Source organism: Agarivorans sp. JK6, from assembly GCF_045277145.1.
In the GTDB taxonomy this organism is placed as follows: domain Bacteria; phylum Pseudomonadota; class Gammaproteobacteria; order Enterobacterales; family Celerinatantimonadaceae; genus Agarivorans; species Agarivorans albus.
The window spans coordinates 2,310,492-2,336,956 of record NZ_CP113525.1; the positions used below are offsets into that span (position 1 = coordinate 2,310,492).

Consider the following 26,465-nt stretch of genomic DNA (forward strand, 5'->3'; position numbering starts at 1 on the left):
CTAACTCCTTATTTTAATGCTGTACCCAACACTTGTAAGTAGGCTATTAAAGCTTCCATTTCAGTTTTGCCTTTAACGGCTTCTTCTGCACCTTCGATGTCTGCATCGGTATAAGGCACGCCAAAATGGTTTTTAAATAGAGCGAGTTTCTTACCTGTTAATGAGCTATCTACTAAGTTTTCCTCTAACCAAGGGAAACCAGGCATGTTTGACTCAGGTACTACATCGCGTGGATTAATTAGGTGCACTCGATGCCATTCATCAGAATAACGTTGACCAACACGTGCTAGATCAGGTCCGGTACGCTTAGAACCCCATAAGAACGGGTGTTCCCAAACACTTTCGCCAGCTACCGAGTAGTGACCATAACGTTCAGTTTCTGCGCGGAATGGACGAATCATTTGGCTATGACAGTTGCTACAGCCTTCGCGGATGTAAATATCACGACCTTCCATTTCTAGAGCAGTGTAAGGCACTAAACCATCTACCGGTTCGGTAGTTTCAGGTTGAAAAATTAGTGGGGTGATTTGTACTAAACCACCAAAACTAATTGCGATAACAATGAATATGGCCAGTAAACCAACATTCTTTTCGATTAACTCGTGCTTCATGTTATGCCTCCTGTCCGTGTTCAATTGGTTTTAGGGAGCCTTTCTCAGCAGTAATGGTTTTGTATGCGTTGTAAGCCATAACAAACATACCTGTTAAGAAGAACACACCACCGATAAAGCGAACAAAGTAGAACGGGTAAGAAGCTTGCAGAGACTCAACAAATGAATATGTTAAGGTGCCATCTTCGTTTACCGCACGCCACATCAAACCTTGCATAACACCAGAGATCCACATCGCTACGATGTAAAGAACTACACCAATAGTCGCAAGCCAGAAGTGGGTGTTAATTAATTTAGTGCTGTACATGCGACCTTGGCCAAATAGCACAGGTATTAGGTGGTAAACACTACCGATTGATACCATAGCAACCCAACCTAAAGCACCAGAGTGAACGTGACCAACAGTCCAGTCTGTGTAGTGAGATAAGGCGTTAACCGTTTTAATTGCCATCATTGGGCCTTCAAAGGTAGACATACCATAGAAAGACAGAGAAACAATTAGGAAACGTAGAATTGGGTCGTAACGAAGTTTATGCCAAGCACCAGACAAGGTCATAATACCGTTGATCATACCACCCCAAGAAGGAGCGAATAGGATAAGAGACATCACCATACCTAAAGACTGTGCCCAATCAGGCAATGCAGTGTAGTGTAAGTGGTGAGGACCGGCCCAAATGTAAATAGATACTAGTGCCCAAAAGTGAACAATAGACAAGCGGTAACTGTATACAGGGCGACCAGCTTGTTTTGGCACGAAGTAGTACATCATACCCAAGAAGCCAGCAGTAAGCAGGAAGCCAACCGCGTTATGGCCGTACCACCACTGCACCATTGCATCTACAGCACCGGCGTAAATCGAGTACGACTTAGTCATTGTTAGCGGAATAGCCGCATTGTTAACAATGTGCAATACAGCAACGGTAATAATGAATGCACCAAAGAACCAGTTAGCAACATAGATATGCGAGGTTTTTCTTTTGACCAAGGTGCCAAAGAAGACTATTCCATAAGCCACCCATACAATCGCGATTGCTATGCCAATTGGCCATTCTAGTTCCGCATACTCTTTTGAAGTAGTGAAACCCATAGGCAGTGTTATCGCAGCCGAGACGATAATCAAATTCCAACCCCAGAATACGAAGGAGGCGAGTGGGCCACCAAACAATCGGGTTTGACAAGTACGCTGTACCACGTAGAAAGAACAAGCCATTAATGCACTGGTACCAAATGCAAAAATAACGGCGTTTGTGTGAAGGGGACGTAACCGGCTATAAGTTAGCCAAGGAGTATCGAAGTTAAGTGCAGGCCAAATTAATTGCGCAGCAATTAATACACCAACACCCATGCCAACTATACCCCAAACAATGGTCATTACAGTGAACTGTCGAACAACCGTGTAGTTGTAATCAGTCTCTGTGCTAGCTGCTTGGTTCATAAATACATGCTTCCGTTGCTATTTATTATTTGTTTAAGCGAGTTTGATGCAATGGCATCAACAACATGAAACGAATTGTTAAACTACTTTCACGTTTAGCACGAATAGAGCCTACAACCAGTAGCTTAACGGCGCGATCATACTTCATCGACTGATCAAATAACAGTTTGAAAAACTAGTTATTTGCATATCTTCGCTAAATATTTAACAAATCTTTTCCAATCAACAAACCGCATTGATCTAGATCAATTATGAACCAATAATTTACATTCGCGTAACCAAAAATCTGCTTTACGTAACATTAGAATTTTGTGATGCGCTTTAGCTCAGTGTTGGCACTAATTAGACTTAAGTCTAAACATTCGTGTATATCTAATGAAACGCATGTTTTTTAAGCGTCATTGTTATTAAATTGTTGATTTTAAGCCTATAGTTACTACTAGTTATTTTTATCGATGGATTGGTAAACAAGGATATTTTATGGAAAACAGGGCCACTGTTCTCATTGTGGACGATACACCAGAGAACATCGACGTATTGGCAGGCATTCTGCGAAATGATTACAAGCTGCAAGTGGCACGCAATGGCGATATGGCATTAAAGATTGTTGCTAAAGCCAATAAACCCGATTTAATACTGCTAGATATTATGATGCCAGGCATCGACGGCTTCGAAGTTTGCCGTCGATTAAAAGAAGATTTAAGCACTCGCCATATCCCGGTTATTTTTGTTACCGCCAAAATAAGCCCCGCTGATGAACTAAGAGGCCTAGAGCTAGGTGCTGTTGATTACATCACAAAGCCTGTAAGCCCACCGGTTGTAAAAGTAAGGGTGAAAACGCAACTTGCTTTGTACAATCAAAATCGTGAGTTAGACCGAAAGGTAAAAGAGCAAACTGACGTTATTAATACTACCCGTTTACAAATCATTCAGCGTTTAGGTAGAGCCGCAGAGTACAAAGACAATGAAACCGGCATGCACGTTATTCGGATGAGTTACTACTCGCGTATTCTTGGTTTAGCGGCAGGAATGAGCGAAAGAGATGCAGACATACTTATGAATGCTGCACCCATGCACGATATAGGCAAAATTGGTATTCCCGATCGTGTATTACAAAAACCAGGAAAATTAGACGCCGAAGAATGGGAAATTATGCAAAGTCATGCAGTAATTGGTGGTGAAATTCTCGGCGAGGGTGATAGTTCAGAATTACTCGAGCTTGCTAGAACAGTAGCATTAACCCACCACGAAAAATGGAACGGCAAAGGTTACCCCAATGGGCTTGCTGGAGAAGATATTCCTATTGAAGGGCGAATTGTTGCTATCGCTGATGTATTTGACGCACTCACTTGCGAACGCCCATACAAAAATGCCTGGCCAGTAGAAAAGGCCATCGAGCTTTTGGAAAGTGAAGCTGGAATTCATTTCGACCCCAAGTTAGTTCCATTATTTATAGAAGCACTTCCCGAAATACTCGAAGTAAAAGAACGATTTAAAGAGTCTTTAGAAGAATAGTTGGCTGGCCGCGAAGGATACGCTTTTACATGCAACTCAACAAACTCACAGTGCTAATCGTAGACGATATGGCACCAATAAGAAAAATCACCTACGAGCAATTACGTCGCTTCGGCATTGGCCAAGTAGTACAAGCAGAAAACGGCGCGCAAGCGCTAAATGTATTGAAAAAACGGCATGTCGACCTAATTTTGTCTGATTGGAATATGCCGGTGATGAGTGGTATCGAGTTTCTTAAGACAGTTAGGCAATCAGAAACATGGCGACACATCCCGTTTATTATGATTACCGCAGAAGCTGAGCGCGATAGAGTTTCAGAAGCCATAAGCGAAGGCGTAACCGATCTTATTATTAAGCCTTTTACCACTGCATTGTTGCAGTCTAGGTTACAACAAGCAGCAAAAGGCGATGTGAGAAACCGCCAATCTTTAGCCAATAGCGAGGAGCCCGAACTCGAAGAACTACCCATACCAGAGCCTGTAGCTGCAACGCCTGTAGCCCAATCAAAACAAAACACCGTATTAGTCGTTGACGATACGCCAGAAAATCTCACATTGTTAGGCGGCTTATTACGCGATGACTACCGCGTGCTACTGACTAAGACCGGTAAAAAGGCTTTGGAGATTTGTTGCTCTGAGACGCCACCAGATCTGATATTACTGGATGTAATGATGCCCGAAATGGATGGCTATGAAGTGCTAGAAAAGCTCCGTCAACATCCAAACTCACAACACATTCCGGTTATTTTTGTTACCGCCTTAACCGAGATAGGCGACCAGACAAAAGGGCTTGAAGGTGGCGCAATAGACTACATCACAAAGCCTATTCAACCGGAGTTACTTAAACTTAGAGTACGCAATCACCTGCGTTCGGTCGATCTCCATAAACATCTACAAAGTGACTTAGATAATCTTATCGAGAAAGAGAAGCTAAAAAATAGTGTCGATCAATTGCTAAGGCACGATTTAAAAGGGCCAATTGCGGGTATTGTTGCATTAGCGGAGCAAATCAAAACCGATCGTCAGGCAACTGCTAGTATTAACGAAAGCTCAGTGATGATAGACGAATTGTCTATGCAGTTGCTCAACATGATTAACCTATCAACCGAGTTATATAAAATTGAACAAGGTCGCTTCGAGCTAAAAGCTAAACCGTTTTCTGTTCACTTAATGCTTAAAAAAATGTTAACCGTAGTCAGGAAAACTTTTAGTAGCAAACAACTACTTATGTACTTAGAGCCTGAAGAAGAAGATCCAGGTAACGAAGTATTAGCCTTAGGCGACGAATCCTTAAGTTACTCTCTATTTTTTAATCTGCTTAAAAATGCCTGTGAAGCTGCGCCAAATCGCAGTCGAGTATCGGTATCCATCGAAGTCATTCAACAACAGGTGCTTATCACTACAGAGAATGTAGGCGCTGTGCCCGAGGCGATAAGAGAGAACTTTTGGGAAAAATACGTCACGTCCGGTAAAGATACTGGCACAGGTTTAGGCACTTACTCGGTAAGTTTGCTTAGCGATGCGCAAAATGGCGAAGTAAGTATGCGCACCAGCGATAAAGACAATACCACCACCATTACAGTGGCATTGCCACTTTCTATTTAGTTTTGTTTGAACAACGAGGAACTACAATGAAAAACCTACTAGTTAGCTTAAGTGCAGCACTGCTGTTTTTTAGTACTGTTAGTTTTGCCGATGTTGCCGAAGACCGTGCTGAATACGATAAGTCGGCTAACGAGACTATCGCTAAATTTAAGGAAGAAAAGCCTGATATATCAGCAAAAATGGCAAGCGGTGTTGGCTATGCTGTATTTAGTAACGTTGGCGTTAATTTGTTTGTTATTTCAGCTGGCGGTGGAACTGGTATCGCAGTGGATAATGCATCAGGTAAGAAAACCTATATGAAAATGGGCGAAGCTGGCGTAGGTTTTGGTTTAGGTGTAAAAGATTTTAGGGCTTTAATGATCTTCAAAACACGAGAAGCCTTCGACAAGTTTGTAGAAAGCGGATGGCTATTTGGCGCCCAAGCAGATGCCGCCGCAACAGCTGGAGATAAAGGCGGTTCAGCCGAGGTGGAAGGTGCTATCGGTGATGTAGAAATCTATCAGTTAACAGAAGCGGGCCTGTCACTTGAAGCCACTATTAAAGGCACCAAGTTTTGGCAAGACAGCGATTTAAACTAAGAAATACAGCTACACTTTAATAGCCAGCGATAAGCTGGCTTTTTTATTAAGGGCTTAGCATGATGCAACTTGTAACATTTATCTTAGTTGTAGCTTCATTTGTAACCAGTTTGGCCGCCAGTGCCTTGGAGTTTAAAGCCGTTTCTACTAACGCCAATGTACTCATCCAACAATGGCACAAACAGGAACTTAAAGCCCAAGGCGGCGAGTTTGGCTCACATGGTTGGTGGCCATGGGGAGTAGGCGGCTTTGACTACGATAACGATGGCGATGTAGATCTCTACCTCTCTCATCACGGCACTCCAGGTGGTAAGCTATTAGTTAACCAATTAATACCGAGTGGCGTTCTCGAATTTAAAAGCCTTAGCACTAGCCAAAAGCTACCAGGAGCCGACGACAAACCATGGTTTTTTGATTTTGATGGAGACGGTTGGCTTGATATAGCCGCTTTTTCTGATGAGAAAAAGAATCCTTATGTCTTGAATAAGCAAGGTGAATTCGAAGTCGCTTCACCTAATGAAACCTTTTCTCCAGTGTCTTATCCCAAAACGGTGTTAGACATAAATAAAGATGGCTACTTAGACTTAGATGCAGGGCGCAAGGGCGCTTTTTACTACCAAGCTGATCAACAAACATTTCAACGCGATAAAAACTACAGCTCTAGTGACAATCATTTATTGCCCGCTAAATACCAACAAATTGAACAAGACTTTAAGGCCAACAACAAAAAGAACCGTTTTTTTCGAGCTAATACGTACCAACACTTTATAAATCGTTCGCCAATACCAAGCCCTATGCTTACACCCATTGATCTCAATAACGATCAGCAAAGTGACATTATCGTCGCTGGTCACGGCGGCTATGGCGGTGATCACCTAGGCTGGTATTTTTTAGCCACTAAGGAAGGTTACTCTTTATCAAATAAACGCCTCAAGCTACCAGAATACGCAACGCCAATATTTGTTGGAGATTTAAACGGAGATCAGCGTCAAGACTTAATCACAACTGGTAAAGGTAAAGGCGACGTTTACCTACAAACAGACAAAGGTTTTGTTAAGCAAAGCTCGCCACTAAGCAAGATGCTAAATGCCGGTGCGCCTTATCTTGTGCGTGTGTTTGCAGTGGATTTTGACAACGACAGAGATTTAGATTTGCTACTTTCTAATCCTCGTAAAAAGTATGGAAAGGTGTGGGAAAATGATGGGAAAGGCAAGTTTAAACAAGTATTAAGCTTCAATGGTTGGGACTCTAACCCAGTATTTATCACCGATTTAAACAACGATTTGCGCCAAGATATTGTGATAGGTGGGGCGAGTAACCAACAGCTGCAAGTGTTCTTAAATACCGGCCAAAAGCAACAAAACAGCCTGTATATTTACCCTCGCTATAAGCAACCCAACCCCTATGCGGTTGATGCCATAGTCAAGATATACCAAGGTGAAAAACTCATTGATCAACAAAGGGCAAGGTGGGACGGTTTGCCTCTGGTTTTTTCTTTAGGAAAGCTGAGCAAGGTAAGCGCAGAAATAACTTTTAGTGATGGAACAACAGAGCGTTATGAAGATTTAGTGGCCAATCACAATTACACGCTTATCTATAAAGGTGGTAAGTTTATAGGCCATATTCCAGCACACTTAGTGGCTAAGTATTAGCGTTAAAAGAGTAGGGCAAAGCTAGTACTTTGCCCAAATAATTAAAACTCTTTTGGGGCAAATCCAGTAACTTCTTTAATGCCCATTTCACGGCCTAAGGCTGTCATTGGATGTACTACCACCAAACCTTTAACCGATTTCTTCAACTTGCCCATATCTGCTTGTTCTGTTTTTGTAAGCACGCGGCTAAAGGGAAGGGACTTAACGTCGCCGCCTTGTTGACTTAATTTCTTAGTTTGCTGGGCTTTTACACTTTTAAGCTTTTTAGTAAGTGCAGTAATCGTAGTATTGAACTGATTAATCATCACAGTGTCACCACGTTCGTGGGCGGCATCTAACTTACGTTTTGCCGTGTCTAATTTGTTGTGAATTGATTGAAGTTCATTTTTTAAATTCATTGTAAATCCTAAGGCTCACATCGAGCATTCATCGTTCAAGGCCTGTTAGCCAATCGCTTATTATAGCAGTAAGTTTGTCTTAGGTTTTACATTTATAGAGTAAACAATTTACTGCCTTAATGCCGATAATGCTATTTATCGGCAATTGCATTTAGGGTTATAATATCAATACTATTCAGTAGCTTAACTAAGTTCATGCTAACACTTCCTCCAGCCATTCCTCTGTTCGATTCCATTCAATATCTTGAAGATGGCAATGCTATCGTTAACCAACATCTGGCAGAAGTTACCTTAAGCGCCGTTAGCGATGCCGGATTTGTTTACGAATACGCAGTAGATTGGTTGTTAGAACAGCGTCATAGTGAAAACAATTACAAAACCTACCGAAGCGAACTCACCAGTTTTTTACACTGGGCTTATACTGTTGAGCAAATCTCCTTATCAATGGTGACACGACGGGTACTAAGTAAGTATTTAGACTATTGCAGCAAGCCGCCGCTAGAGTTAATCGCTTATCGAAATGTTGCCCAGTTTGTTGTCGATAAACAGCTGAAAGAACGCGTGCCAAATCCACAATGGCGGCCGTTTTTAGGCAAGAAAATAGACGGTATTGAGCAGCCATATCAAATAAGTGATAAAGCCTTAAAAACCAAACTAGCGGTTTTATCTTCATTTTATGCCTATCTGATCAATGAAGAATATACAGAGCGTAACCCAGCCATGGCTTTAATGAAGAACGGCAGATTTAAAGCTAGCAGCCAACACACTATTAGTGGCGAAGATCTAGAAGACATTAAATCCTTTAGTGATTTACAGTGGTCTTATGTAATGAGCGCCGCTAATCAACTTGCTAAACAATCACCGGAGGATAATGAGCGTGTTTTGTTTTTAGTTAGCCTTATGTACAGCTGCTATTTACGAATTTCTGAAGTAGCAGCTAGGCCTGGCTTTTCGCCGATAATGGGACAGTTTAAACGTGATACTAAAACCTCCGTATGGGGCTTTTATATACCGCGTAGCAAAGGTGGGAAAAAGCGAACCGTTGCAGTGTCTAAGCAATTGTTAGATGCCTTACAACGTTATCGACGCTTTTTACAGTTAACGCCGCTGCCAACACCCAATGAAAAAACGCCATTGTTTGTAAGGCACCGAGCAGCTGGACGCGGTAGAGATAGCGGATTACTTAATGCCAATCTCGGTATTCGCCAATTAAGAGAGCAAATCTACATTCTCATTGAACAAGCCGCTAAGCTCGCCGAAGCAGACGGCTTTAAGCAAGACGCTAACGAGATACGCCAACTTACGCCACACAGCATTAGACACACCGGAATATCACACGACATAAATTTAGTGGGTCGGCCACTATCACATGTACAAGCCGATGCCGGCCACGATAGCATTGATACAACGTCTCAGTATTTGCACACATCTCGCGTAGAACGCCATCAATCTGCTGAACATAAGCCCTTGGATCACTTAAAGTAATTGCTATTTCTACGCGGCATTACAGGCAAACTTTCGTGGATTGCTAAAAACCCACCCACAAGGCGCATAATGTATATTATGTTAAATAGGGCGTGTATAAAGGAACCCTTTTAAATTGGTATTGGTAAACGTCATTCAAATTGAGATTGGCGGTTCTTGCGAGATTTAGAGTTTATTGATTACTTCTTGGACTAGTTACTTTGCACACCATTTATCTACTGATATAAAATATGTGGTAAAGCTTCGATCTAAAAGTTCTGTTCTCTGAACTTTAATGGCCCTTCTTTTCAGCGCCTTATACTCAGGTCGAGTTTCTAGTAAATGAAACACCACTTCTTTATGCCCAAGCTCTTTGGCCCAACCCATCATTGAATTGAATATTGATATGCCAAATCCCCAATACTCTTTAGAAATAACTATCGCTATTTCAAAGCCGTTATCGTCTGGTTGAACCCCACACCAGCCAGCGATAACTCCATCTATATTAACAACTCGAACACGGCACCCAGCTATCGAATCTGTTTTAGCTTTAGCTATCATCCATTGGTTGATGCTAGCTGAATCAAAATAATCATGCTCTACCAGATGTGTTCTCAACGCTGTCTGATTAACTACAGCCAGAAGATCCGCCGGTTCTACCTGGTTAAAACTTACAAATTTAATTTTAGCCATTTCTACACACTTCTATCGTTTGTAATCTGTTTAAGGCCAATAAAAACCAGTTGTTTTAAATACTGCAGACAAAACGGTTTAGCCTTTGTTGAAACACTAGCCGCTCTATATGAGCGGCTAGTTAAAACACAGCAATAATCAATTGACTAAAACTAGCTGTTAGCTAATAACCTTTGCTTAATGACTAGCGCGTTTAAGCCAAAAACCGAATAAAACGAAAGCCAGCAATACCAATGTTGTTGGCTCTGGTACTTGGGCTATCGGGGGTTGCCTTACCAGTAACGAACCAAGCATTGAACTGCTGTTGCTTTTAGAGCGAACCCGGTTGTTACTATTTAAGCCTGCATCTACCCCGGAGAGGTCATCAAAATAACCTAAGGGAGTCCAAGCTTGCATGTAAACGCCATATCCTGTGTGAATATTGCGGGTTACCATAGAATCATAAAATCCATCTGCAATGCCTACTTCTCCGATGCAGCTTAATCGAAGTTCATCCGAACACTCTAGATCTTCACCAAACAAAAACTGCGATACATCATAGTTAAGCCAAACGTCGTTAGTTAATTTAAGATCTACTCGGTTATGGCCAAGTGTAGTATCTATGCCTAGGCCGCCTAGTTGGTCAATAAACCAGGTTGCACCCGCAAAATTGTCGTTAGAAAAACCAAGGTAATTACCACCCCACAACGAGTTAAGTAAGGTGGCCGTTTCGGCACGAGTGGCGTAGCGCCAATCATTTTGTTGCCATTGATTGCCAAAGCGATCAATCCATCCGCCATCGGCCTCAACGTATAAACGAGAATAACTTTGCGAGTAAGTAAGCGGCATCCATTCTAGCCCTTGCAGTGCTACTTGCTTACCATTGTTCAGGGTGTAATCTCCACTAATAAAGGTGGCGTTTGCAGTAAACGAGCTTGCTATTAAAACCAATGCAGACAGCATTTTAATAGATTTCATGCGATTCCCTTTTGATGCAAAATTGACTGGCACATACCAGTTGACACAATTGTCAATTTTAAGCGGGATGCAATACCACGACCAAAAGTTAAGGCTATGAAAACACGCCTGTTTAAAAAACGCCTTAAGCAGAGTTGTAAAGTAAGCTGACACAATACCCAAGCAAGTGCCCTTTTCTACTAAGCTGGTTGAGGAACTTTGAGGATTTCTAACAAGTCTTTTAAACTAACGGCCAACATTTGAAACTAGAGCAGCTAAAAGCAATATGCACAGCTTTTGATTTGCCTCAATATAAGCGCGTTCAAAAATGGCTAAATAGCAGGAGAACAGCAAAAGTACCCGATTGGACGATCAACATACGAACCACTAAAAATGTCGTTTTTATCAAGTAAGCCAAATATAACTTCAGTTATTACTCACGAAACGCTGATATTTGTCTTTAAGAATGATAATTTAGTTACTAATTGATAAAGAGTAGTTAGTAAGGAATCATGAATGGAAGTCAAATGCCTAGGTTTTAGCGTTTCAGTTGATGGTGGATGCGTGAGCCTTTCGGAGTTATTCACATTTTTTGAAAATGAAGGTTGCGTTGTTGACGCCAATGAAAGCAACCAACGGCGTTTCTATTTCGATACAAACTCTCATGATGACTACTTCAAAGGTCTAGTTGTTACGGTAAAAGACCAAAAGAAGTTTTGCCGCCTCACCAATGAAAATGGCGGATTTCAAATTCTAGTAGACAATCTTCAGGGCGACGACAAGCTATTAGAGTTTAATTTCCTAATTATCCACAAAGTCACCGGACTTGGACTTTATCAGCATTATTACCAATCTTGCTCTATGAATGTATTTGGTAAGTACCTTAAAAGATATCATCATCAACTTAAAAAGGCTCTTGGTGATGCTGAGATATCAACTCAAGCTACTCTTGAAGGCAGCCCGTTAACAGAAGGGCGCAAGCAACGTATACGTAAGCAGTTTTCTGGTCAGTTAAAATTTGCTCCGCTAGTCAGGCAAGAAAATTTAGAAGCCATATTGAAAGAATATCGAAAAATTAAGTCATTTGAGTTCGAATATGCTTATTTAGACCATGAAGTAAGAGCTGCCACCCCTCTCTCTGGTTTTGTCTCACGGAAAATTGAAAAACTTTCCTTTCTTGGTGACACAAGCTTTAAGAATTCGATAGCTAAAGCTATTTCTGCATTCACTGCAGGCGGCGCACCAAAGCGAGGGAAAGTTATTGTCGAGGATTATGACGGAGAATCTATTCCAATCAAAATATTTGATATGCCAGATTGCTTCGGTGTCGAAGACTTTGACAAATTGGCAGCTAAACTGCATGGATTAGATGTTGACTATTTTTATTCTCACGAAATTTTTGACGATTTAATTGCTGTGTTTGAAAGTGAAGAGCATGAAGATGTATTTGGGATGGAACTACAACAATGATAGCTAGGTTTTTCAGCTGTGTAATTATATCAATTGCCATTGTAGCAATAGGTTACCTTGCCGCAGTCTTTATGCTTTGCGACTCAACATCTTTTGAAAGCTTATACGCTTGTAAGGTTGATAAATTTCATGAGTTTTACGCTACAAATATTAGAGGGCATATCTTTGCTGGTTTTTTAGCGCTTGGCGGCTTCTTATTGTCTCTTAAAACTTTCATCGTAGTAAACATGAAAGAGAATGTTTACGACAGTGAAGAGTATCGTCAAATTTGGAGAAAAACGGTACCTGGCAATAAGACCAAGGGATCACTTTATGGTCCTTTAAAGCAGCTAAGCGACATGCTGTTTTACGCTATATTGGCTTCAATTACTTCAGCTATAACACAAATGACCATAGGCCTTTACGATAGGTGGTATACAGCGGTGTTTAGCATATTCACATGCGTTTTAGCTACAGTGCTTTTGTTGGAGTCTTTAAGACTGATAAAGAGCAACCTCGACTCATGGTTCGGATTTCTTGATACTAAAATTGAGAAAGAAGAGAAGGAAGAGAAGAAAAGCGGTAACTAACCGCTTCTCTTTTATTTAAACAGCTTAAACGCTTTCTTACGGCTGGTTTTCCGTTTGGTAGTGCGCTTTTTATTGGTGGTTTTGAACTTAGCTTTCGCCTTTACATAATAAAAAGCTCAAGCTAGGCCTTGAGCTTTTTAGTTTCTATTAATCAAAAAATAGCTTACTAACAAACGCCCATTAGTTTGTTAGCTTTCGCAAACACTCGCGCGCCTTTAACCCATGTGGAGGAAATAGATAACGGTGAGCCATCTAAGTCGCTAAGCAGAATAAAGTCAGCATCGTAGCCTAGTTCTATTTTGCCTTTTGTATCCCCTAGCCCTGCGGCTTTAGCTGGATTTTCGCTGACTAACTTCCAGGCCTTGTACAAGGACAAGTTATTGGTTTTTACTGCAGTAAAAGGCGCACTAAATAGGCTTGGATAGTGGTAGTCGCTACACAGTATATCTACCACGCCATGCTCGATTGCTTCTTTAACGCTAATCGCCCCTACGTGAGAGCCACCGCGAACTAAGTTGGGGGAACCCATTAGCACCGCCGCTCCCCCTTTTTGACACTCTCTAGCGGCTAGTTCCGACATTGGGAACTCGGCAATAGAGACGCCTAAAGAAATAGACTTGGCCACTTCTTCTAAGGTTTCGTCATCGTGGGAGGCAAGCGAAATGCCTTGCTTGGCTGCCATTTCTGCCAAGGCTTGCGCCTGTTGCTCGCCCAATTCTCGATGTTGCTGAAGGTTTAACAAAAACTGATTAATGTCTTCTACCGACATAGACACACGCCTGCGCATACCAGCAAGGTAACGTTGAATTTTGCGTTCGTTGTTTAGTGGCGGTAAGTGATCATTTAGCGACAATAAATGAATACGACCACTTAAGATCCAATCAACTAACTCTTCGTGCTTTTCTACGTTTACTTTCTCGTGGCGAATGTGGATGCGCGCTTGGCAGCTAAAGCGAGGCATTAAAGTCTCGAGTGTTTGTAGTAACTCGCGCACCGTATCGCGACTGCGTGGACCTGGCTCAAAACCATCGGTAATGCTGTAATAAAAGGTGGTTATTCCACTTGCCACAAGGCTTGCATCGTTAGCGGCTAAGGCTAGCTCTAAGGGGAAATGGGTTCCTGCTCTAGGCGCAATGTGCCGTTCAAAGGCGTCACCGTGTAAATCGATAATGCCGGGTAGCATGTATTGGCCATGCGCATCGATATGGGTGGTGTGAGTATTTGCGGCCACTTGCCCTATTTCGCTAATCTTTCCATTTTGAATAGATACACAGGTAGGATCGCTCCACCCTTGTTCACTTAACAACATGACGTTTTCGATTACTACGTTTTTATCATCCATTACTTTTTGCTATCTCAATTCATTTACTTGGGGTCGCCAAGACTTACTTGCTTGGCGCTAGGTATTTATTTACTTTGGCGTAATAGTCGATTGCGGGTTGAGGAGGAAAACTGCTCTACCGCAAACACCAGTACAAAAATCATTAACACGATCATTGCTGCTTGGTCGTAGCGAAACATTTCCATGGATACCGCTAACTCGGCGCCTATTCCACCTGCGCCAACTAGGCCTAAAACCACCGACGAGCGCACCGCCTTTTCTAAAGAAAACAGACTAATGTTTATAAAACTAGGCATTGCACCCGGTATTAAAACAACGGCGATTCGGTCGATGGGATTTGCGCCAATAGACGCTAATGCTTCAGATGGACCTGGGTCTACTTCTTCCATCGACTCGGCAAAAAAGCGGGCGCAAAAACCAATGGTGTCGACAATAATGGTTAAGGTGCCAGCGAATGGGCCTAAGCCTACCGAGGCGACAAAAAACAGTGCCCATGCTAGATCTGGAACTGTTCGAAAAAAGCTGACTACCGAGCGAGTAACATGGCGCACAATAGGATGCGGCGAAGCATTACGCGCTGCCAAAATGGCAATTGGAATACTAAGCGCGATACCAATTACCGTACCTACAAGAGCCATTTGAAAGGTAACTAAAATGGCATTTGCCATTGGCCATGCGCGATCGGTGGCTGGCGGGATCATTTCACCACCAATTGTTGCCATGTTAGGTAAGCCGGACAATAACTCACTTAATGACAAGCCAGCATTGGAGGTAGACCATAGAAAGAACAGCACAAATAAAGCAAATAACACCTGGGTTATTATGCTGGGCCGTTCAAACCGCATCGGCGTGTCTAAGGTAGTTTGGCCATTAATTGCGTTATTCATTAAGCCATTTTCTTTTTGCTTATCCATAAAATGCTCGCAAACTTTGTAGACTTTGCGTGTGGGTTGCACTGTCTAATGACAACTTTCGCTCTTGCAAACCAAGAACTCGGTCGGCGTATTTAAGCGCGTGTTCGATATTGTGGGAGACAAAAAACAAGGTTAAGCCTTGGTTTTTCACCAAGCCGTTAAACAACTCCATAATCTCTTGCGCCGATTGTGGATCTAAGCTGGCGGTGGGTTCGTCGGCAAACAAAATAGAGGGTTGCTGCATTAACGCCCGTGCAACCGCTACACGTTGAGATTGCCCGCCAGACAGTTGATCACAGCGTTTATTTGCAAGGTGAGCTAAACCAACTTGCTTAAGGCAATCCATCGCACGCTCTCGCGCTTCTTGTTTAGCTAGGCCTTGTAGCCAGTTTCTGGGGCCTTGGCTATAGGCTAAGTTGCCATGCAGCACATTACTTAACGCAGACAAGCGAGGCACCAAACAGTGTTTTTGAAACACAAAACCCACTTTGTTTCTGGCTTTACTTAGGTGGCGACCCGATTTTTTATCTATGGTTTCGCCATCAAGCACAATTGAACCGGCATCGGGTTCGATTAATCTTAAACAACAGCGCAATAAGGTACTTTTGCCTGCCCCATTGGAGCCGATAAGCGCAACCGACTGTGAAGCAAAAATGGAAAAGCTAACATCAGAAAAAATGGGAGTACTGCTATTATCAAAGCTTTTGGTAAGCCCGCTCACTTGGAGCAGGCGCGAAGTTGCCGATACACTAGCATCGGCTAGTGTAGTCGGCTCAGCGGCGTAATTGCTCATATAGACTAATCGCCAATAAAGTCTGAGTATTCTGGGTAACCAGCAGTGGCGTACATTGCTCGTACGTAGTTGTAATCACTGTCTTTAATGCCAGTTAAAAAGCGCATGCCTGCGTACTTTTGGTTGTCTTCACCGGTTAAGATTGCGGCTACTAGTTCTTCTGAGTGTTCAACAAATGCCTTTTTCATGGTTTCTAACATTTTGTCGTCTACATGGCTGCCGGCCATTAATACGTCGTTTGGTAGATCTGGCCCACGTGCAACAACGCGAAACTCTCCAGGTTGTAAGCCACCTTTTTCAATCTCTTTGTTACGTAGCGAGATAAACTTTAAGTGGTTGATTCCAATTGCCGCTACGTCACCCTTCTTCAATGACTCCCACAAAACTGGAACCTTGGTATTAATCACATCAACGTCGTTTGCTGGGTTTAGGCCGGCATCTGCAAGTGCTTGAATAGGACCAAGGTGTTTAGAGGTAGAACCCACCGAACCTAAACCAATTTTGGTTCCTTTTAGAGACTCTGCGTTAGTGTATGGGCTGTCGGCCATGGTAATGATTACTGCAAAGTAATCTGGGCGAGAGAAACCGGCTACAATTTTAGCCTTGGAGCGTTTTTGCATAACCACGTATTCGGCTGGGCCGGTAAGTACAAAGTCGACTTTATTGAAACGTAACGCTTCTACCGCAGCCGTACGGTTAGTAACAGGTAAAAACTCGATGTTGTAACCTGTGGCTTTAGACAGCGTTTCTTTAAAAGCGCCAAATTCACGCTGAAGCTCTTCAAGACCTACTAAATCTGTTACCGCTAGCTTTACTGTTTCTGCATTTGCTTGTGAGGCACACGCAAGAACTAAAGCGGCTACCATGCCTATTTTCTTAATCCAATTTAACATTTTAGTTCACCAAAACCTTTATAGAGTAGAAGGATGTAAATTAGATAGTTACCAACAATTATTATCCTTTAGTGATGGTAAGGTGATGGATTTATGACCAATTCATTGCGTTTAGATTGCTCAATTAATGTGCAAATACATCATAGGTAGACTACGTAAGGGCTGCGCGTAGTCGCTTGTATATATTGATAAAAACCATAGCTTTATCGTTGAAAATGTCATTAGCTGTTTAATGAACTAAAATATTTTAAGGGCCTGCTTTTCTGAATGGTTTCTTCAGCAACCTTTTGTCGTATTTGTCTTTCTATACACCTAATAAGGACACTGTTATGAAAGAGCTTATCGTTATAGCCGTACATGGAATGGGACAACGAAAACCTAACTTTGCCGATGGCTTAGAAGAAAAACTCACTGAGTATCTTGGTAGCGATGTAATGAATAAAGTGTCGTTGCAACGGGTAAAATATTACTCGGCATTACAAGCGCCACAAGACCAATTGATTAACAATATTTGGCAAACCTACCACAATCGATTTAGTACCTTATCAAACCTAGGTCGACGGTTTTTTATGAACTCTTTTTCAGATGCTACAAGTTTGGAAGTAGCAGGACGCAGGCAAACCGACGATTACATGGAGATTATAAAAGCCGTACAAGCTGCCTTTTTTAAGGGTATGAACGAATGTGGTTTTAACACCAATGTTCCTGTAGTGATTATTTGCCATAGCCTTGGGGCCCAAGTTATTTCTAACTACTTTTGGGATGCCCTGAATAGAAACGATGCCAAGGTATGGGACAAAAATCACAACGACTTTTTACAAAACATCGACGACGATAAGTTAGCCTACCTAAAGGGGAACCGAGTAAAACTGCTATTCACAACAGGATGCAATATTCCCCTTTTTTTAGGAGGTTTACAAACACGAGAGTGTTTTACCAAGCCAAGCATCGAGTTTAGTTGGTTAAACTATTTTGATGGAGATGATTGGCTAGGTTGGCCGCTAAAAGAGCTTGGCCCCAGCTACCAATTTGTTATTGACCAGTGCGTGAGTGTCGGCGGCCCCATTAGCGGTAATACACCTTGGAGCCATACTTTGTATTGGACAGATAAAGACGTTTATCGCGCCTTTGGCGATCGAATTAAGGGCTTTCTTGGAGCTTGAACATAGTTTTAAGGCTGCTACATTTAACAGCCGTGCACTCTTTACGTATTTGCACGGCTTAATGACTAAAGCACTTGGGTTTTGCCATTGCTATCGTAAGAAATAACTGGGGTTAATAGGGGGTCATCCCTGCCTATGTACTTCGCAATTACAATTAACAAAATAATTGTAGTTTTAGGAATCGCTTCGCTAAACAAACCGCTAAACCAACCTTGTACTTTAATGAATGACTTCAAGGTAGCAATGAGTTCCTCATTGGCTTGGTTAACAAGCTTAATATAGGCTTTTGTGTCGTTAGTCTGCAGGTTTTCTATTTGCTGGCTTAGCTTCCGATAGATACCAATAAATGTTGATAAACGATGAGCATTAGCCAGTATGTCTTTTACACGTTGCTGCAGTTGTTTAAATGATGATTGCGCACTGCTTGGCGCAGAACTGGTTAAGCTGGCATCGAGAAAAGCGTTTAGTTGGGCTTTGCTCTGCTCTGCAATTTTACTTTCGTGGGCTATTTGCCCTCTTTCGTTAACCGACAAGGTCATATTACAAAGTAGCTCGATGGCACTGGCTTCAATGTCAGTTTCATTAGCTGCTGCCAGCGCATGGATATCGCTGGCATCTAAATTTAACTGGCATTCGATGACTGAACGAGACAAGCTCTGGCTTTGGTAAAGCAGATTAAATTGCTGTAAAGCTAATAAGTAACTTGTTTGGTCTATTAGTGGAAATGCAGTATTGCTTAACGGCGCTAAAAACTGTTCCATTTCTTTTGGGGTCATTACGCCTTTGTCTTCAAAGCTTAAACCAATACCGATGTTGGGGCTGGCGCCAAACTTTAAGGCTGCGAGTACATCAAATGCACTTACAAACTCAGCAGTTCTACTTTCTTTAAGCGTTTTTGATTGGTGTCTTATTACGCTTTCGCCAGTTAATTCCAGTAGCTGACCGGTGTGATCTACTTTGGCACTGGCAACTTTCTCTATAAGGCTTTGCTGAGAAAACTGGAAGTTGTCTCCTAGGTTAAGTTTAAGGCCAATTTCTTTTTTGATTTTGCTGCTGCTAACTAACCAGCCCGATAAATCACTAAGTTGCTGGTTACGCTCCATTAATAGCAGTGAGTCTAGATTTATAGGTTTGCCTAAAAGTAAGTCTTGATACAAATCTTGGCATTCTGTAGCGCTGGCTTCTACTAGCTTAAAACTTAACATGGCTTGTTTGCCACTATCTTTACTACTAGAGCCGTAAACCGATAAGCCTAATTGTAATTCACCTGCCTTTTTAATGGCTTGGCTAAAGGTAGTACGTGCTTTGTTGTATTGTTCTAACCAACGAGTTACGCAGTCATTTAAAGTTGAAGCTAACTGTTGGTTGTTTAACTGATCTTTTAACTCTGTTTTAGCCTCTTTTAGTTGTTTAAGCGGGGTTAGTAAGGGCGCGACTTTACCCTGAGATTTATTGGCAATAGCGGCTATTTCGTCTACCAGCTTTTGTTTGGCTTTGATGCAGTTTTTTGTAAGTAAATCATTTAGTTTTAAGCGCTTTGATAAAGCAGGCGTTAGAAAGGTATTTTGTTGTAGGTAGTCACTAATTTTTTGCGAGGTTTCATCCGGTTTGCTCAACCACTCTAACGGTTGGGTGGTTAGGGCTAGCCCCAGCTTATCTTTTACCCTTGCTCCTAGCTGGTTTGCTAATCCATCACTGTCACCATCGGCCAACAATAACGCGATGTCTTTCCAATCTTCGTTGCTAATTGCTTGAGCAAAATGCTCATCAATATTTTGCAGTAACCAGGTGCCAGGTTCTTTAAAACGTTCTAACAAAGTTTGTAGCTGTGCAGCCTCGCCCTCTAGTTTCTCTAGCGGCGCTGCTAAGTAGGTTTCTGCAACTTTGTCTAGGCCATGCAGTTCTATTAATGCATCTAAGCTAAGCCCAGCTTGTTTGGTGCTGTTGGTTAGTTGATAAAGTGCTATTTGAACGCCAATATCAGCCGGTTTTATTACCAACTTAAAGTCTCCGCTAAACGCGTAACTGGCTTTGAATGAAGCACCAGCACTAGCGTTAACTTTTACATCTAGTAATTTGTTGTTACCAGATACACTCCAAACATGGCCCAACGTTGCTGTGGCGGAGGCAGATAGCGCTCTACTTTGTTGAATAACTACGCCCTGAATTGCATGGCTAGAATACTGCGCATTAATAACATTAGATAAGGACTCTAGAGAAAACAGCGGTAGCGCTTCTTTAGTTAGTCGACCTAAAAAGCGGATTAGTTTTTGATCGTGGGCTACTGTACAAACTACTTTTACCTGCCATTTAAGGTGGCCTTCTGCGTTACTAGAAATGTTAAGAAATTTAACTGGCAGGTTTATGCTTACACCACTTTCTATTTGCAGCTGCTGGTCAATGGCAACCGTGGCCATATTGGGCTGCTTAAAATCGCCATATTGTTCAGCATCGCTCGGTAGCACTATGTCGATAATTAAGTGCCCCCCTACTCGGCCTTTTATGGATAGCGCAGAGCCAAGGGGGACTTGCCATTCTTCTAGGTCTAAGGTTAGTGAAGGATCCGCCGAAACTTGATGGATAAAAGCAAAAAGGTTTTTTAGCTCAGCTGCATCAACACCAATCTTACTAAGAAGCTTTTTAGCGCCTTTGTCTAATGCTTGCCAAGCTTTGGCGGTGCCTTGCTCAACAACGATACCTTCTACTTGGTCAACTTTCTCTACTAACTTGCCAAGCGCTTTGTTGATGTCTAAATCTGTCATTTTGAATCCCTTCGATAAATAGACTATTTCGACCAATGCTGTTTATAAAAACAATAATAAGTTTAGTCCAGTTAATGTGTTTAAGTATTTGAATATTTTGCAAGATTAGGGAGCTTGTGCGGCTAAATCGTCAGCTTATCCGTCGAGTTTAACCATAGGTGTTGCTCGATATCCGTAGCTTCACAAAAAGATAAATGAGTTTTGAGTCAACAAGGAATCGTGAAGCTCTTCACTTTCCTCATACTCTCTATCGATATACTTATCATTAAGGTTTTATACCTTACATGTACTTTTTCATTAGAAAAAAGACATTAAATCAATAGCTAAAGTGGGAAAATTGAATGAAGACTTTACCAATTATGGGCAAAGGCTTAGTAAGTCTTGCGTCTGTATTAATATTGAATGGCTGCTTGTCTGATGACGAAACGTTAAATTGCCCTGATACTCAAACGCCAAACGCGGAAGGTACAGCTTGCGTAAGCCTAGCCCCCTACTCCGTGCCCTTGTATCTAAAAGGGAGTTTTAGTGGTTGGTCAGCTGAAGAGCAATTTCAACTTGTTTATGACAGCGACATATACCGTTTAGACAACACAGAGTTTGCTGCTGGCGTACACGAGTTTAAAGTGGCTGACGAAAACTGGACCTTGGAAACAACCTTTACCGCTGACATTGATCAGCTTACTCAACTTAGTGCTGATACAGAATATCCCCTTGTTACCGGCGAAGCTGCTGCCAATATGGCTTTGGTGTTAAATAGCGCAGGCATATACGATTTTGTACTAAAAGTAGGTGATGATTTAAACAGTCCGGTATTTAGTTATAGCGAAGATACTCCACCTTTAGCACAAAAGATCTATGTGCGTGGCGGCTTTAATGGCTGGACTAGCGACGATGAACTTAAGTACTTAGGCGATAATAAGTACCAGCTTACTAAACAAATTTCGCCGGGTAATCACGAATTCAAAATTGCCTATGCCGACTGGTCTAGTGAATGGGTGCTGGACGCTGATAACGCGGTTGTAGCGATGCTAGATGAGAGTTATACCCTTAGTGATGGCGGGCCTAACAGCAGCTTTTTTGTAACCGAAACCGGTTTTTATCAATTTAATATTGATGCAAGCCAACCCTCTGCTTTGATATTTACAGTTACCGAAACCGATGGCAGTGGTGATGTATCGATTGATCCTCATTTAGACCATGAGTTAAGCACTGAATTGGTTTATGACAATGTATTAGATGATGATACAAGCAAAGCTAAGTTCTCGGTTAAAACTGCCAGTGATGAGCTACGAGAATACGCCCAATCTACCACTCAAGACTTACGAGACCCAGGCAACAACTACGTTGTTTATAAAGAACTAGCTGACCAAGCTAAAACACGTACAGGTAATATTGCCTTTGATGCCCTGTTTGCTTTGGCTATCAACGAGACAGCTCAAAATAGTGTTAGTGAGATTGTGGACGACAACTATAACGGTGGCGAAGCCATTGACTGTGATTGCTTTGAAACAGGTGCTAAATGGCATTATGTTTGGACACGAGACTTATCCTACGCAGCTAACCTTGGTTTAGCTTTAGTTGACCCGCAGCGAGTTCAACACTCATTAGAGTTTAAGCTTTCTCCTTATCGTGAAGGACTTAGTAAACCGAGTTTTGCTAGAGGCACTAATGAAGGATTACAAATAGTCCAAGATACCGGCACCGGTGGCAGTTGGCCTATTAGTACCGATAGAGTAGCTTGGGCCTTAGGAGCCGAAAAACTGTTACACAACTTAACTGGAGATGCCCGTAGCACTTTTGTAGCTAAAGCCTATTTGGCCTTAGTAAATACCTTAGAAAATGACCGAGTAGCTGCATTTGATGAGCAAGATGGTTTGTACCGAGGCGAGCAATCATTCTTAGATTGGCGTGAGCAAAGCTATGCTAGTTGGATAATAAACGACATCGCTAGCTTGGGTAGCAGCAAGGCTTTATCTACCAACGTGTTGCATTATAAAGCCGTGCGATTGGCAGAATCTTTAGCGAACGAGCTAGGAAACAGCGCAGAAGCAGCAAAGTATCAATCTTGGGCCAATGCGTTAAAAATTGCTATCAACCAAGAATTTTGGCTAGCAGATAAAGGCTTGTACAGCAGTATTATTGCCGGACATCAAGATACTGCGCCGCTATATAAGTTTGATTGGTTAGGACAAGCATTAGCTGTAGAAAGCGGCATTGCCGACGAAACACGTGCTGCAAGTGTTGTGGCCAATTATCCGCATGGTGATTTAGGCGCACCGGTCATTTTCCCCCAGCAACCAAATATCGCGATTTACCATAACAGAGCGGTTTGGCCATTTGTAACGGCTTATGGCTTAAAGGCAGCAATTAGTACCAATAATGTTGCGGTTGCTGACGCCGCTTACGATACCTTAATACGAGCAGCCTCACTCAACATTTCGAACATGGAAAACCTTGAGTGGTTAAGCTTAAAACCCAACTTATTGGATATCGATAATCCAGGTTTGTCTGGGCCAGTGATTAACTCTACCCGTCAACTTTGGTCAGTTGGGGCATACCTTGGAATGGTAATAGACGGTGTATTTGGCGTGCATACTAATGTAGACGGTTTAGCCCTTAAACCCTTTATCACCAGTAAACTACGAAGAGATATGTTTGCAGACAGCAGTACCATTAATTTAGAAGGGCTAACCCTTCGTGGCCATACCATTAATCTTCAAATCAACTTGCCAACAGCAAGCCAAGATAGCGGCTATTACCCTGTGCAAACTGTCAGCTTAAACGGGGTAAACTCGGGTACAACGATAGATTGGAGCGCATTGGCAGACACCAATAACATCGTGATCAACCTAGCTGATCTTGATACCGGGAGTAGCGATATCACAATGGTTAGCGCTGAGCCTTTAGATAGTGTAAACCCAGCAGTATTCGCACCTATAGAGCCAATGATTGATCGGGTATTTTTGGACAATGGTTTGTTGGCAGTGGAGATCAGCGATAATCAAAACAATGCTGCAAGCACTTACCGTATTTACCGAAATGGAGAAATGATAGCCAGTAACCAAGGCTTAGGAGAATACAAAGATAGTGTTGCCCCGCAGCAGGGTGTGGCAGCCTGTTATAGTGCCGAGGCTATATTTACCAGCTCTGGCAATGTATCGCATCGCAGCGCGCCACTATGTTACGCAGCAAGCCAAGAGATTAACGTAGATGACGCTAGGCTGGTTAGCAACGTTGAAGTAAGCCCAGCTGATACAGAAATTACCCAGGCTTATTTAAGCCAATGGGGAAAGACTAACGACAGCTTAGCCCTTAGTAACCTGCAAGTTGCTGTAAATGGCCACTACAATATTCAGCTTAAGTATCACAATGACCACAATGCAATTAACTTAGGTGTGACCAATGCGGTGAAGTGGATGGTTATTACAAATAGCGATGCAGACATTGTTGCGCAAGGCGTTGTACAAATGCCACATGCCCGCACCGTTAATAACACTAAACCATTAGTCTACTCTACACCTCTAGTTGCGGATCTTGAGGCTGGAACTTACAGCTTATCAGTGCACGATTTTTACAACATGAGCTACTTAAATGCCAATAGTACCTTTACCGATACGCGTGACAGTGCAACTAATTTGGTTGATATAGCTGCTATTAAGATAGAACTTACCTTTAACTAAACCACCTTAGCCAGCAGCTCTACTGCTGGCTTTTCTTTCCCCCATGAAACTTGCAAATGCACTGGGCAAGCGCTTCATCTCCTAATATCAACTAGAAGGCAACTTACCCCTAATTAAGCACTTAGCGTGTTTGAGTGAACTTTCCTATTGGCTTATTCGTTACACCTTACACGTGTTTAAGACTCAACAACCAAGGTGTTTACGGTGAGTGGCTTAAAATTGCAGCACAATATAGGGGCGAATAGATGAATAAGTCACAGCTTCCGCCAAAGGTTTGCCCGGTATGTATGCGTTCGTTTAGCTGGCGAAAAAAATGGCAACGCGATTGGGCTCAGGTTAAGTATTGTTCTAAACGCTGTGCTGGCAACAAACATCAAACTAAAAACGAGTACATCCATGACTTTACAGGCTAAAAAAAGCTATAAAACCTTACGTTTAATATTAGGAGACCAACTAAATGCCAGCCATAGTTGGTTTAAACAGCAACATGAGCAAACGCTCTACCTAATTGCAGAGTTACACCAAGAAGCCTGCTATATAGTGCACCATAGACAAAAGATAGCCGCCTTTTTTGCCGCTATGCAGCAGTTTGCCTTTGCTTTGCAGACCGCTGGTCATCAAGTCGTTCATTTAACTTTGGACGATACCAAGCCCTTTAAAGATTTGCCTGCACTACTAGACCACTTAATAGAAAGCTACAGTATTCAACGTTTTGAATATCAACTGCCCGACGAATATAGGTTAAGAGAACAGCTAGCAAACTTTAGTGAGTCTCTACCGTTAAATTTCGCTGCTTACAGGACTGAACACTTTTACTTGCCGGATGAGGAAATTGGCAAATATTTTCAAGCGAGTAAAAGTCATCGTTTGGAAAACTTTTATCGCAAGATGCGACTTCGTTTTGGTGTTCTGATGGACAAGGATGTACCGCTTGGTGGTAAATGGAATTATGACACTAATAATCGAAATAAACTCAAGGCCGACGATTTAGCTAATGTTCCTGCGCCTTTACTGTTTTCAAATGACGTTACCAGTATTCTTGAAAGAATTGATAAACATAAGATAGATACAATCGGACACTCCGATACTCAACTACTTTGGCCAGTTAACCGAAAACAAGCAACACAATTGCTAAGTTTTTTCTGCGAGCAGTGTTTACCCCGTTTTGGACAATTCCAAGACTCAATGACTGGTAAGTTGTCTCTATTAGGAAAAGATAATGGATGGAGCTTGTACCATTCGCGGATTTCTTTTGCCTTAAACGCAAAAATAATTAGTCCTCAATACGTAGTAAAAACGGCAATCGAAGCGTTTGAACGAAGCGAAGGCAGGATTGATATCAGCCAGATTGAAGGCTTTGTTCGTCAAATTATCGGCTGGCGCGAGTTTATACGAGGTGTGTATTGGGCAAACATGCCCGACTACGCATCACTAAATGCTTTAGAGGCTAAACGACAGTTACCAAGTTGGTTTTGGACTGGCGACACTAAAATGAATTGTTTGCAGCATGCTATCAAGCAATCGCTAGACTACGCTTACGCCCACCATATACAACGCTTAATGGTTACAGGAAATTTTTGTTTATTGGCTGGCGTTGACCCTACCTTTGTCGACGATTGGTATTTAGGGATCTATATCGACGCTATTGAATGGGTAGAAATGCCTAATACCCGAGGTATGAGCCAGTTTGCAGATGGTGGCATTGTGGGCTCTAAAGCCTATGCTGCGAGTGGTAACTATATTAACAAAATGAGTGATTACTGCTCCGACTGCTTATACAAGGTGAATATAACCACTGAAGACCAAGCTTGCCCCTTAAACTCCTTGTATTGGCACTTTATGGACAAACATCAGCACAAGATGGGAAAGAATCCAAGAACCAAAATGGTGTTTAGCTCATGGCTTAAAAAGTCTGAGCAGCAACGCATAGAAGTGCTTAACAAAGCTAAGCACTGCTTAGATGATATCGAAAACCTTTAAACTCATCGTTGTT

At 42.2% G+C, this 26,465-nt stretch carries 22 protein-coding genes; 11 read left to right on the top strand and 11 right to left on the bottom strand.

Annotation, left to right across the window (positions count from 1 at the left end; genetic code table 11):
• Nucleotides 1-8 precede the first annotated feature (8 nt).
• From ccoO to OV592_RS10800, 3 genes are read right to left on the bottom strand one after another with little or no spacing between them, the layout of a single operon-like run.
• Nucleotides 9-611 carry a cytochrome-c oxidase, cbb3-type subunit II gene (ccoO, locus tag OV592_RS10790; protein WP_016401487.1) on the bottom strand — a complete coding sequence of 201 codons (603 nt, stop codon included), beginning with the start codon at nucleotides 609-611 and terminating at the stop codon, nucleotides 9-11.
• Between the two features lies 1 nt (nucleotide 612).
• The gene (gene ccoN / locus OV592_RS10795) at nucleotides 613-2,046 is read right to left on the bottom strand and encodes a cytochrome-c oxidase, cbb3-type subunit I (RefSeq protein ID WP_016401486.1); all 1,434 of its coding nucleotides are present in this window, start codon (nucleotides 2,044-2,046) and stop codon (nucleotides 613-615) included.
• A gap of 25 nt (nucleotides 2,047-2,071) precedes the next feature.
• Nucleotides 2,072-2,194, bottom strand: coding sequence for a hypothetical protein (locus tag OV592_RS10800; protein WP_016401485.1), 123 nt, complete (start codon nucleotides 2,192-2,194; stop codon nucleotides 2,072-2,074).
• Between the two features lie 332 nt (nucleotides 2,195-2,526).
• On the opposite strand from OV592_RS10800, the gene OV592_RS10805 reads away from it, so the two are divergent.
• Genes OV592_RS10805 through OV592_RS10820 form a run of 4 tightly spaced genes read left to right on the top strand, consistent with a single transcriptional unit; the run spans nucleotide 2,527 to nucleotide 7,395 of the window.
• Nucleotides 2,527-3,561 carry an HD-GYP domain-containing protein gene (locus tag OV592_RS10805; RefSeq protein ID WP_406611380.1) on the top strand — a complete coding sequence of 345 codons (1,035 nt, stop codon included), beginning with the start codon at nucleotides 2,527-2,529 and terminating at the stop codon, nucleotides 3,559-3,561.
• 29 nt (nucleotides 3,562-3,590) lie between these two features.
• Nucleotides 3,591-5,165, top strand: a complete 1,575-nt coding sequence (locus tag OV592_RS10810; protein ID WP_406611381.1) for a response regulator — start codon at nucleotides 3,591-3,593, stop codon at nucleotides 5,163-5,165.
• 26 nt (nucleotides 5,166-5,191) lie between these two features.
• The gene (locus OV592_RS10815; RefSeq protein WP_406611382.1) at nucleotides 5,192-5,743 is read left to right on the top strand and encodes a YSC84-related protein; all 552 of its coding nucleotides are present in this window, start codon (nucleotides 5,192-5,194) and stop codon (nucleotides 5,741-5,743) included.
• Nucleotides 5,744-5,802: 59 nt separating this feature from the next.
• Entirely contained in the window at nucleotides 5,803-7,395 is a 1,593-nt protein-coding gene (locus tag OV592_RS10820; RefSeq protein ID WP_406611383.1) for an FG-GAP repeat domain-containing protein, read from the top strand.
• Between the two features lie 41 nt (nucleotides 7,396-7,436).
• Here the strand turns inward: OV592_RS10820 and OV592_RS10825 are convergent, their stop codons facing one another.
• Nucleotides 7,437-7,793, bottom strand: a complete 357-nt coding sequence (locus tag OV592_RS10825) for a YibL family ribosome-associated protein (RefSeq protein WP_016401480.1) — start codon at nucleotides 7,791-7,793, stop codon at nucleotides 7,437-7,439.
• A 195-nt stretch (nucleotides 7,794-7,988) separates the two neighbouring features.
• On the opposite strand from OV592_RS10825, the gene OV592_RS10830 reads away from it, so the two are divergent.
• Nucleotides 7,989-9,278 (top strand): tyrosine-type recombinase/integrase, encoded by a 1,290-nt coding sequence (locus OV592_RS10830; protein WP_406611384.1) that lies wholly within the window; start codon nucleotides 7,989-7,991, stop codon nucleotides 9,276-9,278.
• A 195-nt stretch (nucleotides 9,279-9,473) separates the two neighbouring features.
• Here OV592_RS10830 and OV592_RS10835 read toward each other — a convergent pair whose 3' ends face one another.
• Nucleotides 9,474-9,950: an N-acetyltransferase gene (locus OV592_RS10835; protein WP_406611385.1), complete on the bottom strand. Its 477-nt coding sequence runs from the start codon at nucleotides 9,948-9,950 to the stop codon at nucleotides 9,474-9,476.
• 177 nt (nucleotides 9,951-10,127) lie between these two features.
• Entirely contained in the window at nucleotides 10,128-10,907 is a 780-nt protein-coding gene (locus OV592_RS10840; RefSeq protein WP_406611386.1) for a PEP-CTERM sorting domain-containing protein, read from the bottom strand.
• Nucleotides 10,908-11,402: 495 nt separating this feature from the next.
• Between OV592_RS10840 and OV592_RS10845 the strand changes: the two genes are divergently transcribed.
• Together OV592_RS10845 and OV592_RS10850 are read left to right on the top strand one after the other, a co-directional pair.
• Complete coding sequence (locus OV592_RS10845) at nucleotides 11,403-12,356, top strand: hypothetical protein (RefSeq protein ID WP_406611387.1); 954 nt, start codon at nucleotides 11,403-11,405, stop codon at nucleotides 12,354-12,356.
• Entirely contained in the window at nucleotides 12,353-12,925 is a 573-nt protein-coding gene (locus OV592_RS10850; RefSeq protein ID WP_406611388.1) for a hypothetical protein, read from the top strand. Before OV592_RS10845 ends, OV592_RS10850 begins: the two co-directional genes overlap by 4 nt.
• A 166-nt stretch (nucleotides 12,926-13,091) precedes the next feature.
• Here the strand turns inward: OV592_RS10850 and OV592_RS10855 are convergent, their stop codons facing one another.
• From OV592_RS10855 to OV592_RS10870, 4 genes are all read right to left on the bottom strand, one after another.
• A complete protein-coding gene (locus OV592_RS10855) occupies nucleotides 13,092-14,267 on the bottom strand; it encodes an alpha-D-ribose 1-methylphosphonate 5-triphosphate diphosphatase (RefSeq protein ID WP_406611389.1) in 1,176 nt (391 codons plus the stop codon).
• Between the two features lie 65 nt (nucleotides 14,268-14,332).
• Entirely contained in the window at nucleotides 14,333-15,181 is an 849-nt protein-coding gene (phnE, locus tag OV592_RS10860) for a phosphonate ABC transporter, permease protein PhnE (protein WP_406611390.1), read from the bottom strand.
• Nucleotides 15,174-15,974 carry a phosphonate ABC transporter ATP-binding protein gene (locus OV592_RS10865; protein WP_235836200.1) on the bottom strand — a complete coding sequence of 267 codons (801 nt, stop codon included), beginning with the start codon at nucleotides 15,972-15,974 and terminating at the stop codon, nucleotides 15,174-15,176. The genes phnE and OV592_RS10865 overlap by 8 nt, the downstream gene beginning before the upstream one ends.
• Before the next feature lie 5 nt (nucleotides 15,975-15,979).
• The gene (locus OV592_RS10870; protein ID WP_406611391.1) at nucleotides 15,980-16,867 is read right to left on the bottom strand and encodes a phosphate/phosphite/phosphonate ABC transporter substrate-binding protein; all 888 of its coding nucleotides are present in this window, start codon (nucleotides 16,865-16,867) and stop codon (nucleotides 15,980-15,982) included.
• Between the two features lie 329 nt (nucleotides 16,868-17,196).
• Between OV592_RS10870 and OV592_RS10875 the strand changes: the two genes are divergently transcribed.
• Nucleotides 17,197-18,030: a hypothetical protein gene (locus OV592_RS10875; RefSeq protein WP_406611392.1), complete on the top strand. Its 834-nt coding sequence runs from the start codon at nucleotides 17,197-17,199 to the stop codon at nucleotides 18,028-18,030.
• A gap of 65 nt (nucleotides 18,031-18,095) precedes the next feature.
• Here the strand turns inward: OV592_RS10875 and OV592_RS10880 are convergent, their stop codons facing one another.
• Entirely contained in the window at nucleotides 18,096-20,792 is a 2,697-nt protein-coding gene (locus tag OV592_RS10880) for a hypothetical protein (RefSeq protein WP_406611393.1), read from the bottom strand.
• A gap of 341 nt (nucleotides 20,793-21,133) precedes the next feature.
• Here OV592_RS10880 and OV592_RS10885 point away from each other — a divergent pair, with 341 nt between their 5' ends.
• From OV592_RS10885 to OV592_RS10895, 3 genes are all read left to right on the top strand, one after another.
• Nucleotides 21,134-24,472 carry an esterase gene (locus OV592_RS10885; protein ID WP_406611394.1) on the top strand — a complete coding sequence of 1,113 codons (3,339 nt, stop codon included), beginning with the start codon at nucleotides 21,134-21,136 and terminating at the stop codon, nucleotides 24,470-24,472.
• 245 nt (nucleotides 24,473-24,717) lie between these two features.
• Entirely contained in the window at nucleotides 24,718-24,885 is a 168-nt protein-coding gene (locus OV592_RS10890; protein WP_406611395.1) for a DUF2256 domain-containing protein, read from the top strand.
• Nucleotides 24,869-26,452 (top strand): cryptochrome/photolyase family protein, encoded by a 1,584-nt coding sequence (locus OV592_RS10895; protein WP_406611396.1) that lies wholly within the window; start codon nucleotides 24,869-24,871, stop codon nucleotides 26,450-26,452. Before OV592_RS10890 ends, OV592_RS10895 begins: the two co-directional genes overlap by 17 nt.
• Nucleotides 26,453-26,465: the final 13 nt, after the last annotated feature.

Coding starts and splice junctions, on each gene's coding strand:
- OV592_RS10855 (WP_406611389.1), bottom strand. CDS start 14,267: ATGGATGATAAAAACGTAGTAATCGAAAACGTCATGTTGTTAAGTGAA.
- OV592_RS10865 (WP_235836200.1), bottom strand. CDS start 15,974: ATGAGCAATTACGCCGCTGAGCCGACTACACTAGCCGATGCTAGTGTA.
- OV592_RS10810 (WP_406611381.1), top strand. CDS start 3,591: ATGCAACTCAACAAACTCACAGTGCTAATCGTAGACGATATGGCACCA.
- OV592_RS10875 (WP_406611392.1), top strand. CDS start 17,197: ATGAAAGAGCTTATCGTTATAGCCGTACATGGAATGGGACAACGAAAA.
- OV592_RS10825 (WP_016401480.1), bottom strand. CDS start 7,793: ATGAATTTAAAAAATGAACTTCAATCAATTCACAACAAATTAGACACG.
- OV592_RS10830 (WP_406611384.1), top strand. CDS start 7,989: ATGCTAACACTTCCTCCAGCCATTCCTCTGTTCGATTCCATTCAATAT.
- OV592_RS10835 (WP_406611385.1), bottom strand. CDS start 9,950: ATGGCTAAAATTAAATTTGTAAGTTTTAACCAGGTAGAACCGGCGGAT.
- ccoO (WP_016401487.1), bottom strand. CDS start 611: ATGAAGCACGAGTTAATCGAAAAGAATGTTGGTTTACTGGCCATATTC.
- OV592_RS10845 (WP_406611387.1), top strand. CDS start 11,403: ATGGAAGTCAAATGCCTAGGTTTTAGCGTTTCAGTTGATGGTGGATGC.
- OV592_RS10895 (WP_406611396.1), top strand. CDS start 24,869: ATGACTTTACAGGCTAAAAAAAGCTATAAAACCTTACGTTTAATATTA.
- OV592_RS10870 (WP_406611391.1), bottom strand. CDS start 16,867: ATGTTAAATTGGATTAAGAAAATAGGCATGGTAGCCGCTTTAGTTCTT.
- OV592_RS10840 (WP_406611386.1), bottom strand. CDS start 10,907: ATGAAATCTATTAAAATGCTGTCTGCATTGGTTTTAATAGCAAGCTCG.
- OV592_RS10885 (WP_406611394.1), top strand. CDS start 21,134: ATGAAGACTTTACCAATTATGGGCAAAGGCTTAGTAAGTCTTGCGTCT.
- OV592_RS10800 (WP_016401485.1), bottom strand. CDS start 2,194: ATGAAGTATGATCGCGCCGTTAAGCTACTGGTTGTAGGCTCTATTCGT.
- OV592_RS10890 (WP_406611395.1), top strand. CDS start 24,718: ATGAATAAGTCACAGCTTCCGCCAAAGGTTTGCCCGGTATGTATGCGT.
- OV592_RS10820 (WP_406611383.1), top strand. CDS start 5,803: ATGATGCAACTTGTAACATTTATCTTAGTTGTAGCTTCATTTGTAACC.
- phnE (WP_406611390.1), bottom strand. CDS start 15,181: ATGGATAAGCAAAAAGAAAATGGCTTAATGAATAACGCAATTAATGGC.
- OV592_RS10805 (WP_406611380.1), top strand. CDS start 2,527: ATGGAAAACAGGGCCACTGTTCTCATTGTGGACGATACACCAGAGAAC.
- OV592_RS10850 (WP_406611388.1), top strand. CDS start 12,353: ATGATAGCTAGGTTTTTCAGCTGTGTAATTATATCAATTGCCATTGTA.
- OV592_RS10880 (WP_406611393.1), bottom strand. CDS start 20,792: ATGACAGATTTAGACATCAACAAAGCGCTTGGCAAGTTAGTAGAGAAA.
- OV592_RS10815 (WP_406611382.1), top strand. CDS start 5,192: ATGAAAAACCTACTAGTTAGCTTAAGTGCAGCACTGCTGTTTTTTAGT.
- ccoN (WP_016401486.1), bottom strand. CDS start 2,046: ATGAACCAAGCAGCTAGCACAGAGACTGATTACAACTACACGGTTGTT.